At 68.8% G+C, this 14,267-nt stretch carries 16 protein-coding genes; 4 read left to right on the top strand and 12 right to left on the bottom strand.

Going from position 1 to position 14,267, the window contains the following annotated elements:
• Nucleotides 1-5: 5 nt before the first annotated feature.
• From secY to HNR28_RS10150, 12 genes are all read right to left on the bottom strand, one after another.
• The gene (gene secY, locus HNR28_RS10205; protein WP_043678927.1) at nucleotides 6-1,331 is read right to left on the bottom strand and encodes a preprotein translocase subunit SecY; all 1,326 of its coding nucleotides are present in this window, start codon (nucleotides 1,329-1,331) and stop codon (nucleotides 6-8) included.
• A 9-nt stretch (nucleotides 1,332-1,340) separates the two neighbouring features.
• Complete coding sequence (rplO, locus tag HNR28_RS10200; protein WP_043678930.1) at nucleotides 1,341-1,781, bottom strand: 50S ribosomal protein L15; 441 nt, start codon at nucleotides 1,779-1,781, stop codon at nucleotides 1,341-1,343.
• Between the two features lie 10 nt (nucleotides 1,782-1,791).
• Nucleotides 1,792-1,977 carry a 50S ribosomal protein L30 gene (gene rpmD / locus HNR28_RS10195; RefSeq protein ID WP_043678932.1) on the bottom strand — a complete coding sequence of 62 codons (186 nt, stop codon included), beginning with the start codon at nucleotides 1,975-1,977 and terminating at the stop codon, nucleotides 1,792-1,794.
• Nucleotides 1,978-1,980: 3 nt separating this feature from the next.
• Entirely contained in the window at nucleotides 1,981-2,502 is a 522-nt protein-coding gene (rpsE, locus tag HNR28_RS10190; protein WP_043678934.1) for a 30S ribosomal protein S5, read from the bottom strand.
• A 9-nt stretch (nucleotides 2,503-2,511) separates the two neighbouring features.
• Nucleotides 2,512-2,877 carry a 50S ribosomal protein L18 gene (rplR, locus tag HNR28_RS10185; RefSeq protein ID WP_043678937.1) on the bottom strand — a complete coding sequence of 122 codons (366 nt, stop codon included), beginning with the start codon at nucleotides 2,875-2,877 and terminating at the stop codon, nucleotides 2,512-2,514.
• 21 nt (nucleotides 2,878-2,898) lie between these two features.
• Nucleotides 2,899-3,432 carry a 50S ribosomal protein L6 gene (rplF, locus tag HNR28_RS10180; RefSeq protein ID WP_043678940.1) on the bottom strand — a complete coding sequence of 178 codons (534 nt, stop codon included), beginning with the start codon at nucleotides 3,430-3,432 and terminating at the stop codon, nucleotides 2,899-2,901.
• A 13-nt stretch (nucleotides 3,433-3,445) separates the two neighbouring features.
• Complete coding sequence (gene rpsH, locus HNR28_RS10175) at nucleotides 3,446-3,841, bottom strand: 30S ribosomal protein S8 (protein ID WP_043678943.1); 396 nt, start codon at nucleotides 3,839-3,841, stop codon at nucleotides 3,446-3,448.
• A gap of 11 nt (nucleotides 3,842-3,852) precedes the next feature.
• Nucleotides 3,853-4,158, bottom strand: a complete 306-nt coding sequence (gene rpsN / locus HNR28_RS10170) for a 30S ribosomal protein S14 (protein WP_151024608.1) — start codon at nucleotides 4,156-4,158, stop codon at nucleotides 3,853-3,855.
• A gap of 9 nt (nucleotides 4,159-4,167) precedes the next feature.
• Nucleotides 4,168-4,707 (bottom strand): 50S ribosomal protein L5, encoded by a 540-nt coding sequence (gene rplE, locus HNR28_RS10165; RefSeq protein WP_151024607.1) that lies wholly within the window; start codon nucleotides 4,705-4,707, stop codon nucleotides 4,168-4,170.
• 14 nt (nucleotides 4,708-4,721) lie between these two features.
• Complete coding sequence (gene rplX, locus HNR28_RS10160; RefSeq protein WP_043678951.1) at nucleotides 4,722-5,042, bottom strand: 50S ribosomal protein L24; 321 nt, start codon at nucleotides 5,040-5,042, stop codon at nucleotides 4,722-4,724.
• Nucleotides 5,043-5,052: 10 nt separating this feature from the next.
• On the bottom strand, nucleotides 5,053-5,421 hold the full coding sequence (gene rplN / locus HNR28_RS10155) for a 50S ribosomal protein L14 (protein ID WP_043678954.1): 369 nt from the start codon (nucleotides 5,419-5,421) through the stop codon (nucleotides 5,053-5,055).
• Nucleotides 5,422-5,709: 288 nt separating this feature from the next.
• A complete protein-coding gene (locus tag HNR28_RS10150; protein WP_151024606.1) occupies nucleotides 5,710-7,608 on the bottom strand; it encodes an EAL domain-containing protein in 1,899 nt (632 codons plus the stop codon).
• A 187-nt stretch (nucleotides 7,609-7,795) separates the two neighbouring features.
• On the opposite strand from HNR28_RS10150, the gene HNR28_RS10145 reads away from it, so the two are divergent.
• Genes HNR28_RS10145 through HNR28_RS10130 form a run of 4 tightly spaced genes read left to right on the top strand, consistent with a single transcriptional unit; the run spans nucleotide 7,796 to nucleotide 14,031 of the window.
• Entirely contained in the window at nucleotides 7,796-8,476 is a 681-nt protein-coding gene (locus HNR28_RS10145) for a TetR/AcrR family transcriptional regulator (protein WP_043678960.1), read from the top strand.
• Nucleotides 8,473-10,818 (top strand): acyl-CoA dehydrogenase, encoded by a 2,346-nt coding sequence (locus HNR28_RS10140; RefSeq protein WP_151024605.1) that lies wholly within the window; start codon nucleotides 8,473-8,475, stop codon nucleotides 10,816-10,818. The genes HNR28_RS10145 and HNR28_RS10140 overlap by 4 nt, the downstream gene beginning before the upstream one ends.
• Entirely contained in the window at nucleotides 10,818-12,122 is a 1,305-nt protein-coding gene (locus HNR28_RS10135) for an acetyl-CoA C-acetyltransferase (RefSeq protein ID WP_151024604.1), read from the top strand. Before HNR28_RS10140 ends, HNR28_RS10135 begins: the two co-directional genes overlap by 1 nt.
• Nucleotides 12,112-14,031 (top strand): 3-hydroxyacyl-CoA dehydrogenase NAD-binding domain-containing protein, encoded by a 1,920-nt coding sequence (locus HNR28_RS10130; protein WP_151024603.1) that lies wholly within the window; start codon nucleotides 12,112-12,114, stop codon nucleotides 14,029-14,031. The genes HNR28_RS10135 and HNR28_RS10130 overlap by 11 nt, the downstream gene beginning before the upstream one ends.
• Nucleotides 14,032-14,267: the final 236 nt, after the last annotated feature.

Genomic DNA, 14,267 nt, shown 5'->3' with positions numbered 1-14,267 from the left:
GTTCTTCAGCGCATGGGTAGGCCCGCGGCGCCCTTGAAGTTCGCCTTCCGGAGCAGCGAGTCATACTGTTGGGACATCATGTAAGCCTGCGCCTGCGCCATGAAATCCATCGCGACGACGACGATGATCAGCAGGGACGTGCCGCCGAAATAGAAGGGCACGTTCCAGCGCATCTGCATCAGCTCGGGCAGCAGGCAGACCAGCGTGACGTAGATCGCGCCCGACAGCGTCAGCCGCATCAGGATCTTGTCGATGTAGCGCGCGGTCTGCTCGCCGGGACGGATCCCGGGCACGAAGGCGCCGCTCTTCTTCAGATTGTCCGCCGTCTCGCGGCTGTTGAACACCAGCGCGGTATAGAAGAAGCAGAAGAAGATGATCAGGCCGGAATACAGCGTCACGTACAGCGGCTGCTGCGGCGACAGGGCCGCGGCCAGGTCGCCCAGCCAGCGCATGTTCGGGTTGCTGGAAAACCAGCTGGTGACCGTCGCGGGCAGCAGGATGATCGACGAGGCGAAGATCGGCGGGATCACGCCGGACATGTTCAGCTTCAGCGGCAGGTGCGAGGACTGGCCGCCGTAGAGCTTGTTGCCCACCTGGCGCTTGGCGTAGTTCACCGTGATGCGGCGCTGGCCGCGTTCGACGAAGACCACGAAGTAGGTCACGCCCACCACCAGGGCCAGGATGAACAGCGCCGACAGGATGGACATCGAGTCCGTGCGCACCAGGTCGAGCATGCCGCCCAGCGCGCCGGGCAGGCCGGCGACGATCCCGGCGAAGATCAGCAGCGAGATGCCGTTGCCCAGGCCGCGCTCGGTGATCTGCTCGCCCAGCCACATGATGAACATGCTGCCGGTGACCAGCGTCACGATCGTGGTGAAGCGGAACAGCAGGCCCGGGTCGATGACCAGGCCGGGCTGGGATTCCAGCGCCACCGAGATGCCGATCGCCTGGAAGGTCGCCAGGAACACCGTGCCGTAGCGGGTGTACTGGGTGATCTTGCGCTGCCCGGACTGGCCTTCCTTCTTGATGGCTTCCAGCGCGGGCACCACCACCGCCAGCAGCTGCATGATGATGGCCGCCGAGATGTACGGCATGATCCCCAGCGCCAGCACGGAGAAGCGCTCCAGGGCGCCGCCGGAGAACATGTTGAACAGCCCCAGGATGCCGCCCTGGTTCTGCTGGAACAGGTCGGCCAGCGCGTCCGGATTGATGCCGGGCACGGGGATGTGGGTCCCCAGGCGGTAGACGATCAGGGCGAGCACGAGGAACAGGATGCGGCGCTTGAGGTCGCCGTATCCCGCACTGGGCTTATGTGCCTGAGCTTTGGCCACAGCCGCCCCTTACGCCAGCGATCCGCCGGCCGCTTCGATCGCGGCGCGGGCGCCGGCCGTCGCATTGATGCCGCGCAGGGTGACCTTGCGCGACAGTTCGCCGGTCTTGATGACCTTGACCGTGCGGACCAGCTCGCCCACCAGGCCGGCGGCCTTCAGGACCTGCAGATCGATTTCGTCGACCGGCAGCGCCTGGAGGTCCGACAGACGGACTTCGGCGAACAGGTGGCGGCCCAGCGGCGTGAAGCCGCGCTTGGGCAGGCGGCGCTGCAGCGGCATCTGGCCGCCTTCAAAACCGACCTTGTGGAAACCGCCCGCGCGGGACTTCTGGCCCTTGTGGCCACGGCCGGCGGTCTTGCCCAGGCCGGAGCCGATGCCGCGGCCCACGCGGCGGCGGGGGCGCTTGGCGCCTTCGGCGGGGGCGAGCGTGTTCAGTTGAGTGACGGACATCTGAATTCCTTTAGGCTTCCGAGACGGTGACCAGATAATCCACCTTGCGGATCATCCCACGGACCTCGGGCGTATCGACCAGGACGCGGCTGCTGTTCACCTTGCCCAGGCCCAGGCCGCGCACGGTGGCGCGGTGGGACTTGTGCGTGCCGATGACGGAGCGCACGAGCGTGACTTTGATTTGCTTCTGTGCCATGTCTTATCCCAGGATCTCTTCGACGGTCTTGCCGCGCTTGGCCGCGACTTCCGCGGGCGTGGAGCAGGCGCGCAGGCCGTTGAGGGTCGCACGGACCATGTTGTACGGGTTGCTCGAACCGAGGCTCTTGGCCACGACGTTGCGCACGCCCATGACTTCAAAGATCGCGCGCATCGGGCCGCCGGCGATCACGCCGGTCCCTTCCGCGGCGGGCGAGATCAGCACCGTCGAGGCGCCGTGCTTGCCGACCACGGTGTGGTGCAGCGTGCCGTTCTTCAGGGCCACCTTGAGCAGGCCGCGGCGGGCCTGTTCCATGGCTTTCTGGACGGCGACCGGCACTTCGCGGGCCTTGCCCTTGCCCATGCCGATGCGGCCGTCGCCGTCGCCGACCACGGTCAGCGCGGCGAAGCTCATGGTGCGGCCGCCCTTGACGACCTTGCTGACGCGGTTGACCGCGATCATCTTTTCACGCATGCCATCGTCGCGTTCCTGCTCCGGGGCGTGCTTGCCTTGTGCTTTAGCCATGTGATTCCCTTAGAACTTCAAGCCGGCTTCACGCGCGGCTTCGGCCAGCGCCTTGACGCGGCCATGGTAACGGAAGCCCGAACGGTCGAAGGCGACGAGTTCGATGCCGGCAGCCTTGGCCTTCTCGGCCACGCGCTTGCCGACCAGGCTGGCGGCGGCGGCGTTGCCCCCGTTGGCCTTCTGGCTGGCGAGTTCCTTGCGGACTTCGGGCTCGAGCGTCGAGGCGCTGACGAGCACGCGGTCGCCTTCCGGCGAAATGATGTTGGCGTAGATGTGCAGATTCGTGCGATGCACCGCCAGGCGATGCACGCGCAGCTCGTGAATCTTGCGGCGGGTGGCCGCGGCACGACGCAAACGGGAAGTTTTCTTGTCCATGATTCGTCCTTGCCTGCGTGCTTACTTCTTCTTGGTTTCTTTCAGGATCACGCGTTCGTCCGCATAGCGCACGCCCTTGCCCTTGTAGGGCTCGGGTTCGCGGTAGGCGCGGATTTCAGCGGCGACCTGGCCGACGACCTGCTTGTCGGCGCCCTTGACCACGATTTCGGTCTGGGTGGGGCACTCGATCTTGATCCCGTCGGGGATGTCGTGCAGGATGTCGTGCGAGAAGCCCAGCTGCAGCTTCAGGGCGTTGCCCTGGACCTGAGCGCGGAAGCCCACGCCGACCAGGGTCAGGCGGCGTTCAAAGCCGGTGCTGACGCCCGTGACCATGTTGCTCACCAGCGCGCGCACGGTACCCGACATGGCGTTGGCCTGGCGGGAGTCGTTGGCGACGGCGAAGGTGAGCTGGCCGTCTTCCTGGGAAACCCGGACGTTGCCGTCCAGGGACTGGGTCAGGGTGCCCAGCGGGCCCTTGACGACGATCTGCCCGGCGCTGATGGTGGCTTCGACGCCTTTCGGCAGCGCGACGGGGTATTTGGCGATGCGTGACATGGTTGGAATCTCCTTATGCCACGTAGCAGAGCACTTCGCCGCCGACGCCGTTGGCGCGGGCCTTGCGGTCCGTCATGACGCCACGGGGGGTCGAGACGATCGCCACGCCCAGGCCGTTCATGACCTGGGGAATGGCGGTGCTGCTCTTGTAGATGCGCAGGCCGGGACGCGAGACGCGGTCGATGCGCTCGATCACCGGACGGCCGGCATAGTATTTCAGGGTGATTTCCAGCTCCGGCTTGGCCTGTTCGCCGCCGATGCGGAAATCCTCGATGTAGCCTTCGTCCTTCAGCACGGCGGCAATGGCCGCCTTCAGCTTGGAGGAGGGCATGGAAACCGACGTCTTGTTGACCATCTGCGCGTTGCGCACGCGGGTCAGCATATCGGCGATGGGATCGCTCATGCTCATGTGTGATTCTCCTACCAGCTGGCCTTGGTCATGCCGGGCACTTCGCCGCGCATGGCCATTTCACGCAGTTTGTGGCGCGTCAGCCCGAACTTGCTGAACACGCCGCGGGGGCGGCCCGTCACCACGCAGCGGTTGCGCTGGCGGGTGGGGTTGGCATTGCGCGGCAGCTGTTGCAGCGCCAGGCGAGCCTGATAGCGTTCTTCGTCGGTCTTGGACTGGTCGGCGATGATCGCCTTCAGCGCGGCGCGCCTGGCGGCGAACTTCTCGGCCAGCTTGGCGCGCTTGATGTCGCGATTGATGAGGGAAAGTTTTGCCACGTCAGCCCCTTAGTTGCGGAAGGGGAAGCTGAATGCGCTCAGCAGCGCCTTGGCTTCCTCGTCGGTCTTTGCGGTGGTGGTGATGCTGATGTTCATCCCGCGCACGGCATCGATCTTGTCGTATTCGATTTCCGGGAAGATGATCTGTTCTTTCACACCGATGTTGTAGTTGCCGCGGCCGTCGAAGGCCCGGCCCGATACGCCGCGGAAGTCGCGCACGCGGGGCAGGGCGACCGAGATCAGGCGATCCAGGAATTCGTACATGCGCTGGCCGCGCAGGGTGACCATGCAGCCGATCGGGTAGTCCTCGCGGATCTTGAAGCCGGCGATGGCCTTGCGGGTCTTGGTGATCACGGGCTTCTGGCCGGCGATCTTGGTCATGTCGCCGACGGCGTTCTCGATGACCTTCTTGTCGGCGACGGCTTCGGACACACCCATGTTCAGGGTGATCTTGGTGATGCGGGGAACCTGCATCACCGACTGGTAGCCGAATTTCGCCTGCAGGTCGGCAGCGACCTTGGAGCGGTAGAAATCTTGTAAACGAGCCATTTTGTGCGCGCCCCTTATGCCTTCGCGCCAACGACGGCGCCGTTGGAGCGGAAAATGCGAACCTTGGCGCCGTCCACGACCTTGACGCCGACGCGGTCGCCCTTGCCGGTTTCGGGGTTGTAGAGCGCTACGTTCGAGATGTGGATGGGCAGGGTCTTGTCGACGATGCCGCCGGGCGTGCCCGCCATGGGATTGCCCTTGGCGTGCTTCTTCACGACGTTGATGCCTTCGACCAGCACGTGGTCGGCGCCGACGCGGGCCAGCACGGTGCCGCGGCGGCTGCGGTCGCGGCCGGACAGCACGATGACTTCGTCGCCTTTGCGGATGTTTTGCATGATCGGCTCCTTACAGCACTTCGGGCGCCAGGGACACGATCTTCATGAACTTCTCGGTGCGCAGTTCGCGCGTGACCGGTCCGAAGATGCGCGTGCCGATGGGCTCGAGCTTGGCGTTGAGCAACACGGCCGCATTGCCGCCGAAGCGGATCAGCGAGCCGTCCTTGCGGCGGACGCCCTTGGCGGTACGCACCACCACGGCGTTGTAGATTTCGCCCTTTTTGACGCGTCCGCGAGGGGCCGCTTCCTTGACGGACACCTTGATGACGTCGCCAATGGCGGCATAACGGCGCTTGGAGCCGCCCAGCACCTTGATGCACATCACAGAACGCGCACCCGTGTTGTCGGCCACGTCCAGCGTGGTCTGCATTTGGATCATGATTTTTCCTGTTCCAACTTAACAACGAAGCCCGGGGCATGATCCCCGGCCACGCAGTCAGTTTTGGTCCCGTCAGGCATACTTGGCAGCCGCTTGGGTTGCCAATCGGATCGGCCAAGCACACCCTGGGTTGAAATTCGAGAACTTCCACTGCCCTGTGCGCGGCCCACGGATCCAGACGGACTCATGGCAAACCACACCCTATAGGGCAAGACGGCCATTATAGGATGCCGATGCGGACTTGGCAAGCATGGTCTGCAAAAAACCGGTACCGCCCGGGCCGGGCAGTCATGCGACGCGCGGCAGCGCGCCGTATTCGATCACCATGCGGCGGGTGCCCGGGTCGTCCGCGTCGTCCACATAGACGCGCATGCCCATGCCGATGGCGGTTTCGGTGACGGCCACCATCATCTGCACGCCGCCCGGGCTGGCCAGCAGTTCGCGCACGAAGTTGCCGCCCAGCTTCACGTAGGTGAAATCGACTTCGTGGATCTGGCGCAGGGCGTCGGGCTGCTGGTCCAGGCCGCGCAGCCCGACGTGCATGCCGGCCTGGATGACGCCCCGCGCGAAGGCCCGGAAGGCCTCGAGGTGGCGGCTCAGGCCGTAGGCGTCCAGTTCCACCGCCAGGCGCTGCAGCAGGGCGGCATCGGCGTTGCTGCAGATCTGGCGGATTTCCTCCAGGTACTGGGCGTCCAGGACGGTGGCGATCGACATGCGGATGACCAGGACGCCGTCGTGCTCGCCCAGCCAGTTCAGCGCCAGGCACAGCGCGCGCATGTCGCAGGCCGGGGACAGGCCCAGGCGCGCGGCGGCCGGCATGAAGAGGAAGCCGGACATGAGCGGCTGGTCCGGGTCGTCCTCGCGCAGGGTCAGCGCGGCCTCGTGGCGCTCGGGGATGTCGTCGCCCTCGTACTGGACGCGGCGCACGTCCAGCGACAGGCGGTCGTGATCCAGCGCCTGGGTGATCAGGGTGCGCCAGGACGCCTCGCCCATGAGCAGCTCGCCGTCCTCGTGGTCGGCGTAGGACAGGAATTCGATTTCCTCGTGGCCGGCGCTCTCGGCGCACATCAGGGCCTGGTCCAGGCGCGTCAGGATTTCCTTGGTGGTGCACTGCATGGTGTAGTCCGTCAGGGCATAGGCCCAGCGCGACAGGTTGTGGCTGTCGAGCTTGACCCGCAGCGTCTCGAGCAGCTCGCGCAGCCTCTGCACCGGACGCATGACCTCGGGGCCGCCGCCCACGGGGAACAGCACCACGAAATCGCTGCCGGTCAGCCGGGCGGGCAGGGCACGCACCTGCGGGGTTTCGTTCAGCAGCTCGATGACGCGCCGCCCCAGCAGCCGCAGCCAGTCGTCCAGCTCCTGGCGTTCGGTCTGGTTCTGCAGGCGCGCCATGTCGCGGCTGCGCACCAGCAGCACGTAGCCGCTGACCGCGCCCTGGCGCGAGTCGTCGCGCAGCATGCGCTTGAGTTCGTTGAGGAAATAGCTGCGGTTGGCCAGACCGGTCACCGGGTCGCGGTTGAGCTCGATTTCCAGCCGCTCGATGCGCGCCATCTGTTCGTCCATCGTGGGCGCGATGCGTTCGCGGACGTCGTCCATGAGCTCGGCGTCCTCGACCGGCTCGGTGCGCTTGATCTTGATCTCGGGCGCGTCGGCCACCGCGGCGGTGGCCAGCTCGCGCCGCACCCGCGCCACCAGCGCAACCACGAACAGGGCCCAGAAGGCCGCCAGCCCCAGGGCCAGCCAGGTCCATTGCTGCACGTGCGTCCAGAGCGCATCGCGCGCGGGCCCCGCATCCAGGGTCAGCCGCAGCGTGCCGACGCCGGCGACCTGGCGGGAAGCCTGGTGGGGCTGGATGTCGGCCAGGGCGGCGAACCAGCCCGGCGCGTCTCCCGCGGACCGGCCCGGGCGGCGCGACTGGAAGCCGGCGGCCGCCGGATCGTCCGGCGCGAGCGCCAGGTCGGCGTAGCGCCCCTGCTGGAAGGCCGCATCCAGCACCCGCCGGCGCGCGGCCTCGTCGGGCTGGGCGGCGACCAGCAGGGCCAGCGTGGCGGCGGCGTTTTCGCTGTCGGTCTGCAGCTGGGCGTCGAGCCGGCGCTCCATCAGGCTGGTGCCCATCGCCAGCATGCCTACAAGGATACAGGCGATGACCAGGGATGAAATCACCAGCAGCTGTCGCACGGAAGCCATCGCGTACCTTCTAGACCAGGGAAACTAACCGTATGGAACGAATCCCTGAAAGTGTATCCTGGACGCGGCATTTCCCCAAGAAACAATCACCGGCGCACGGCTGCTCTCCCAGGGCCCTAAGGGGTAACACGGATACCCAAATCAGGCAGCTTGTGTATAGTTTTAAAACAAACGTTTGAATTAATCCATGGCCACCTCCCGCTCCACCCTCACCCGCGATGCCATCCTCGACGCCGCCGAACGGCTGTTCGCCGAGCACGGGCACGACAACACGTCCATGCGTCAGATCACGCAGGCGGCGGGGGTGAACCTGTCCGCCGTGAACTACCACTTCGGCTCCAAGGACGCACTGGTCGAGGCCGTGTTCCAGCGCCGCCTGGACGCGCTGAACGACGAACGCCTGCGCATCCTGGACGACCTCGAAGCCAAGGCCGGCGGCCAGCCGCTCAAGCCGTCGGCCATCGTCGAGGCCTACTTCGGCCCCCTGGTGCGCCATGCCTGCAGCGCCGGCGCCGAGCGGCGCGCCTTCATGCCGCTGCAGTCCAGCACCATGTCCGATCCCAACGGCGCCATCAGCGCGCTGTTCGCCGCCGAACGCTCGGCGGTCGCGCACCGTTTCACCCGCGCCCTGCTGGCCTCGCTGCCCGGCGTGCCGGAAACCGAGATCGTCTGGCGCTTCCACTTCATGCTGGGCGCCACGGCCTATGCCATCATGGGCGCCGAAAGCTCCAGCCGGGCCATGAACCTGCCCGGCGACACCGGCAACATCGACGCCCAGGCGCTGCTCGGGCGCCTGATGGCCTTCCTGCTGGGCGGCCTGCGCGCCCCGCTGCCGACCGGCGCGCCGCTACCGGGAGTCCCCGCATGACCTTCCTGCTCATCCTCCTCGTCCTGCTGCTGGGTGCCGCCGCCTTCGTGCTGAGCAGCCCGGACCTGCGCATCAAGCACCTCAGCCGGCCCCTGTACCGCACCTTCCGCCGCATCCTGCCGCGCATGTCGGACACCGAACGCGAGGCCCTGGAGGCGGGCACCGTCTGGTGGGAAGGCGCGCTCTTCCGCGGCCGCCCCAGCGCGCGCGCCCTGCACGCCATCCCCGCCCCGCGCCTGTCCGAGGACGAACAGGCCTTCCTCGACAACGAGGTCGAGGCCGTCTGCGCGATGGTGGACGACTGGCGCGTCACGCGCCAGGACCTGGACATCCCCGCCGACGCCTGGGAATACATCAAGAGCCACCGCTTCTTCGGCATGATCATCCCGAAGGAATACGGCGGCCTGGGCTTCTCGGCGCTGGCGCACTCCGCCGTGGTCGCCAAGCTGTCCACGCGCTGCTCCGCGCTGTCGGTCACCGTCATGGTGCCCAATTCCCTGGGGCCGGCCGAACTGCTGCTGCACTACGGCACCGACGCGCAGAAGAACCACTACCTGCCGCGCCTGGCGCGCGGCGAGGACATCCCCGCCTTCGCCCTGACCAGCCCCTGGGCCGGCTCGGACGCCGCCGCCATCCCCGACCACGGCATCGTGTGCACCGGCCAATGGCAGGGCCGCGAGGTCCTGGGCATGCGCGTCACCTGGGACAAGCGCTACATCACCCTGGGCCCCGTCTGCACCCTGCTCGGGCTGGCCTTCCGCCTGTACGACCCCGACGGCCTGCTGGGCGACACGCCCGACCTGGGCATCACCTGCGCGCTGGTGCCGTCCGACCACCCCGGCGTGGAGATCGGCCGCCGCCACTTCCCGCTGGACGCCATGTTCATGAACGGCCCCACGCGCGGACGGGACGTGTTCATGCCGCTGGACTTCATCATCGGCGGGCCGGCCCTGGCCGGCCAGGGCTGGCGCATGCTGATGGAATGCCTGGCGGCGGGGCGCTCGATCTCGCTGCCCTCGTCCTACACCGGCATGGCCAAGCTCACCGCGCGCGCCGTGGGCGCCTACACCGTGGTGCGCGACCAGTTCCGCACCCGCATCCACAAGTTCGAGGGCATCGCCGAGGCCCTGGCGCGCATCGGCGGCCACACCTACCTGATGGACGCGGCCCGCGTCATGACGGCCGGCGCCGTGGACCTGGGCGAAAAGCCCGCCGTGGTCTCGGCCATCGTCAAATACCACGTCACCGAGCGCGGCCGCATCGTGGTCAACGACGGCATGGACATCATCGGCGGCAAGGGCATCTGCCTGGGCCCGCAGAACTTCCTGGGCCGCGCCTACCAGCAGCTCCCGGTGGGCATCACCGTCGAGGGCGCCAACATCCTCACGCGCAGCCTGATCATCTTCGGCCAGGGCGCGATCCGCTGCCATCCCCACGTGCTCGACGAGATGCGCGCGGCCCAGGCCGCCGACGCCGAACAGGGGCTGCGGGATTTCGACCGCGCCTTCTGGGGCCACGTGCGCCACACCACGGCCAATGCGCTGCGCGCCGTCGGCCACGGCTTCACGAACGCCCTGCTGGCCCGCCCCGACGCCGCCGTCGCCCCGGAAATGGCCCGCTACTACCGGCAGCTCACGCGCTTCTCGGCGGCCTTCGCCACCCTGGCCGACGTCTCCATGCTGACGCTGGGCGGCGCGCTGAAGCGGCGCGAATCGATCTCCGCCCGCCTGGGCGACATCCTGTCGCAGCTCTACCTGATCTCGGCCACGCTCAAGCGCTACCAGGACGAAGGCCGCCAGGCCGCCGACGCGCCGCTGGCGCACTGGGCGGTCCAGGACGCGTTCTGCCGCGCCCAGGACGCCTTCGCCGGCGTGCTGGCCAACTTCCCCAACCGCCCCCTGGCCTGGACCCTGCGCGCGCTGCTGTTCCCCTGGGGCCGGCCGTTCGCCGCGCCGTCCGACCGGCTCGCCATGGCCGTGGCCGACGCGATCAGCCAGCCCGGCGGCGCGCGCGACCGCCTGACGCAGGGCACCTACGTCCCCCGGAATCCGGACGAGCCCATCGGCGCCCTCGAAGCCGCCTTCGCCGCCGTGCTGGACACGCAGGCCATCGAGGCCCGCATGCGCGAATTCGAGAAGGCCGGCCGCGTGCCGGCCGCCGATCCGCGCGCCAACGTGCGCGACATGGCCGAGGCCATCCACGCGGCCGGCGGCATCACCGACGCCGAACTGGACCGCATCCGCGCGCGCAACGCGCTGCGCGACCGCGTCATCGCCGTGGACGACTTCGCCCCCGACTTCCAGGGCCCGTCGGGCACCGATGCCGCAGGAGCCCGATCCTGATGGCCTTCGTACCCGTCTACATCCTCGACGGGGCGCGCAGCCCCTTCCTCAAGGCCCGCAACGCGCCGGGCCCGTTCTCCGCGTCCGACCTGGCCGTGCAGACGGGCCGTGAACTGCTGCTGCGCCAGTCCTTCGCCGCCACGGAACTGGACGAGGTCGTGATCGGCTGCGCCGCGCCCTCGGCCGACGAAACCAACATCGGCCGCGTGATCGCCCTGCGCCTGGGCTGCGGCGACCACGTGCCCGGCTGGACGGTGATGCGCAACTGCGCCTCGGGCATGCAGGCGCTGGATTCCGCCGCCATGGGCCTGCAGACCGGCCGCCACGACCTGGTCCTGGCCGGCGGCGTGGACGCGCTGTCGCGCGCGCCGCTGCTGTTCCCCGACGAGATGGTCCATTGGCTGGCCCGGTGGAACCAGGCCCGCACCCTGGCGCAGCGCCTGCCGCTGCTGCGGCGCTTCCGCCCCTCGTACTTCAAGCCCGTGATCGGCCTGCTGAAAGGCCTGAGCGATCCGGTGATCGGCCTGTCCATGGGCCAGACCGCCGAGAACCTGGTGCACCGCTTCGGCGTGACGCGCGAACGGCTCGACGCCTACGCGGCGCAGAGCCACGCCCGCGCCCTGGCCGCGCGCGCACGCGGGGCCTTCGGCGAGATCGTGCCGCTGATCGACGCCAAGGGCACGCTGTACGCCGAGGACGACGGCGTGCGCGCGGACTCCACCCCGGAAAAGCTCGCCCGGCTCAAGCCCGTCTTCGACAAGCCCTACGGCAACATCACCGCCGGCAACAGCTCCCAGGTCACCGATGGCGCGGCGCTCCTGCTGCTCGCCTCGGAGCGCGCCGTGCGCGAGCGCGGCCTGCGGCCCGTCGCCCGCATCGTCGATGCCCAGTGGGCCGCCCTGGACCCCGCCGTCATGGGCCTGGGGCCCGTGCACGCGGCCTCGGCCATCCTGGCGCGCCACGGCCTGGGGCTGAACGATCCGGACTTGTGGGAAATCAATGAAGCCTTCGCCGCCCAGGTGCTAGGCTGCCTTGCCGCCTGGCGCGACGAATCCTGGTGCCGGGAGCACCTGGGGCGCGGCGCGCTGGGAGACCTGGACATGGACCGGCTGAACGTGGACGGTGGCGCCATCGCCCAGGGCCACCCCGTGGGCGCCTCGGGCGCGCGCATCGTGCTGCACCTGGTGCGCGCCCTGCAGGCGCGCGGCCTGCGTCGCGGGATGGCCGCCATCTGCATCGGCGGCGGCCAGGGCGGCGCCATGCTGGTCGAACTCTGCGGGCAGGAGGGCCGACATGAGCTTTGAATCCCTGGGCCTGCGCCATTTCCGCTGCGCCGTGGATCCGCAGGGCATCGCCTGGCTGACCATCGACTGCGCCGGCAGCTCCGTCAACCGCCTGTCGGGCGAGGTCCTGGCGGAACTGGGCCGCGCCCTGGACCACTTCCAGTCCGCCCCGCCCGCCGCGCTGGTGATCCGCTCGGGCAAGGCCGCCGGCTTCGTCGCGGGCGCCGACATCGACGAATTCTCGCAGCTGAACGACGCCGCCACGGCGCGCGCCTTCATCGAGCGCGGCTGGACGGTCTTCAACCGCCTGGCGGCGGTGCCCTGGCCCACGCTGGCCCTGATCCAGGGCCACTGCATGGGCGGCGGCCTGGAGCTGGCCCTGGCCTGCCGCTACCGGATCGTCGTGGACCAGCCCGACACGCGCCTGTCGCTGCCCGAGGTCATGCTGGGCATCTTCCCCGGCTGGGGCGGCATGCTGCGCCTGCCCCGGCGCGTGGGCGCGCCGCTGGCCCTGGACATGATGCTGACCGGCCGCGCGCTGGACGCGCGCCGTGCCGCGGCGGCCGGGCTGGCCGACCTGTGCGTGCCGCCCCGCCTGGCGGAGCAGTCCGCCGCGCGCCACGTCCTGTCCAGCCAGCCGGTGCGCGGCCCGAAGGGCAAGGACGCCTGGCTCAGCCACCCGATGCTGCGGCCGCTGCTGCTGCGCCAGGCCCGCAAGACCCTGGAAAAACGCGACCCGCAGGGCCACTACCCGGCCCCGCGCGCCATCCTGGAAATCTGGGCGCACCACGCCGGCGACGCGCTGGACGCGCCCGGCCTGATCGACGCCATCATCCATTCCGACACCGCCCGCAACCTGCTGCGCGTGTTCCGCATGCAGGAGCGCCTGAAATCCTTCGGCAAGGCGGGAGACCAGGCGCCCGTGCGGCACGTCCACGTGGTGGGCGCCGGCGTGATGGGCGGCGACATCGCCGCCTGGTGCGCGCTCAAGGGCCTGACCGTCACCCTGCAGGACACGGACCGCGCGCGCATCGCCCAGGCCATCGGCCGCGCCCACGCGCTGTATGCGCGCAAGATCCGGCCCGCCCGCGAAGCGCGGCTGACCGCCGACCGCCTGATCCCGGACCCGGACGGCCAGGGCATCGCCCGCGCCGACCTGGTCATCGAGGCCATCAGCGAAAACCTGGACGCCAAGCGCGGCCTGTACGCCGGGATCGAACCGCGCCTGAAGGACGGCGCGCTGCTGGCCACCAACACCTCCAGCCTGTCGCTGCAGGACCTGGGCCGCGACCTGGCGCATCCGGAACGCCTGGTGGGGATCCATTTCTTCAACCCCGTGGCGAAGATGCCCCTGGTCGAGGTCGTGGCTGCGGACGGCACGGATCCGCGCGCCCAGTCCGCCGCCTGCGCCTTCGTCGGCCGGATCGGCAAGCTGCCCCTGCCGGTGAAGAGCGTGCCCGGATTCCTCGTCAATGCCGTGCTCGCGCCCTACATGCTGGAAGCCATGCGCTGCGTGGACGAAGGCCTGCGCCCCGAGACCATCGACGCCGCGATGAAGGCCTACGGCATGCCCATGGGGCCGATCGAACTCATCGACACGGTGGGCCTGGACATCGCCCGCGACGCCGGCGCGCAGCTGACCGGGGCCGAGCCGCCGGCCTGCCTGGCGCGCCATCTGGCGCGCAACGAACTGGGCCGCAAATCCGGCCAGGGATTCTATCGCTGGCGCGAGGGCAAGCCGGTCCGCGCCGAGGCGGGCACGGCGCCGGCCGGACTGGCGCGCCGCCTGCTGCAACCCTTGATCGATGCGACCCGCCGCCAGCTGGCGGCCGGCGTCGTCGCCGATGCCGAACTCGCCAACGCGGGCGTGATCTTCGGAACGGGCTATGCACCTTACACGGGGGGACCCATGACACTCGACGACGACTGATTGCGCCCCGCAGCCGGCTCGATTCCGGCACGCCGCCACCCATACCCGGACGACGCTGCACCGCAGCGCCGCAGGGGAGTTTTTGTCCGATCCATTTGAAGGGCCGCGGCATCCGCAGCCTGGCCGGGGACTGATCAACCCCCTATTTTAACCCTAGGCCCGATGTGGTTGATCGGGCAGTACCCATCTGCAGGCATGCCTGCGCACGAAGACGATTTTTCATCCATTAGACCGGA

The organism is Castellaniella defragrans (assembly GCF_014203015.1).
In the GTDB taxonomy this organism is placed as follows: Bacteria; Pseudomonadota; Gammaproteobacteria; order Burkholderiales; family Burkholderiaceae_B; genus Castellaniella; species Castellaniella defragrans.
Note: the sequence above shows the minus strand (reverse complement) of the source record. Positions and strands in the feature narration are given on the sequence as shown.

Coding starts and splice junctions, on each gene's coding strand:
- rplO (WP_043678930.1), bottom strand. CDS start 1,781: ATGTCCGTCACTCAACTGAACACGCTCGCCCCCGCCGAAGGCGCCAAG.
- rpmD (WP_043678932.1), bottom strand. CDS start 1,977: ATGGCACAGAAGCAAATCAAAGTCACGCTCGTGCGCTCCGTCATCGGC.
- rpsE (WP_043678934.1), bottom strand. CDS start 2,502: ATGGCTAAAGCACAAGGCAAGCACGCCCCGGAGCAGGAACGCGACGAT.
- rplR (WP_043678937.1), bottom strand. CDS start 2,877: ATGGACAAGAAAACTTCCCGTTTGCGTCGTGCCGCGGCCACCCGCCGC.
- rplF (WP_043678940.1), bottom strand. CDS start 3,432: ATGTCACGCATCGCCAAATACCCCGTCGCGCTGCCGAAAGGCGTCGAA.
- rpsH (WP_043678943.1), bottom strand. CDS start 3,841: ATGAGCATGAGCGATCCCATCGCCGATATGCTGACCCGCGTGCGCAAC.
- rplE (WP_151024607.1), bottom strand. CDS start 4,707: ATGGCTCGTTTACAAGATTTCTACCGCTCCAAGGTCGCTGCCGACCTG.
- rplX (WP_043678951.1), bottom strand. CDS start 5,042: ATGCAAAACATCCGCAAAGGCGACGAAGTCATCGTGCTGTCCGGCCGC.
- rplN (WP_043678954.1), bottom strand. CDS start 5,421: ATGATCCAAATGCAGACCACGCTGGACGTGGCCGACAACACGGGTGCG.
- HNR28_RS10150 (WP_151024606.1), bottom strand. CDS start 7,608: ATGGCTTCCGTGCGACAGCTGCTGGTGATTTCATCCCTGGTCATCGCC.
- HNR28_RS10145 (WP_043678960.1), top strand. CDS start 7,796: ATGGCCACCTCCCGCTCCACCCTCACCCGCGATGCCATCCTCGACGCC.
- HNR28_RS10140 (WP_151024605.1), top strand. CDS start 8,473: ATGACCTTCCTGCTCATCCTCCTCGTCCTGCTGCTGGGTGCCGCCGCC.
- HNR28_RS10135 (WP_151024604.1), top strand. CDS start 10,818: ATGGCCTTCGTACCCGTCTACATCCTCGACGGGGCGCGCAGCCCCTTC.
- HNR28_RS10130 (WP_151024603.1), top strand. CDS start 12,112: ATGAGCTTTGAATCCCTGGGCCTGCGCCATTTCCGCTGCGCCGTGGAT.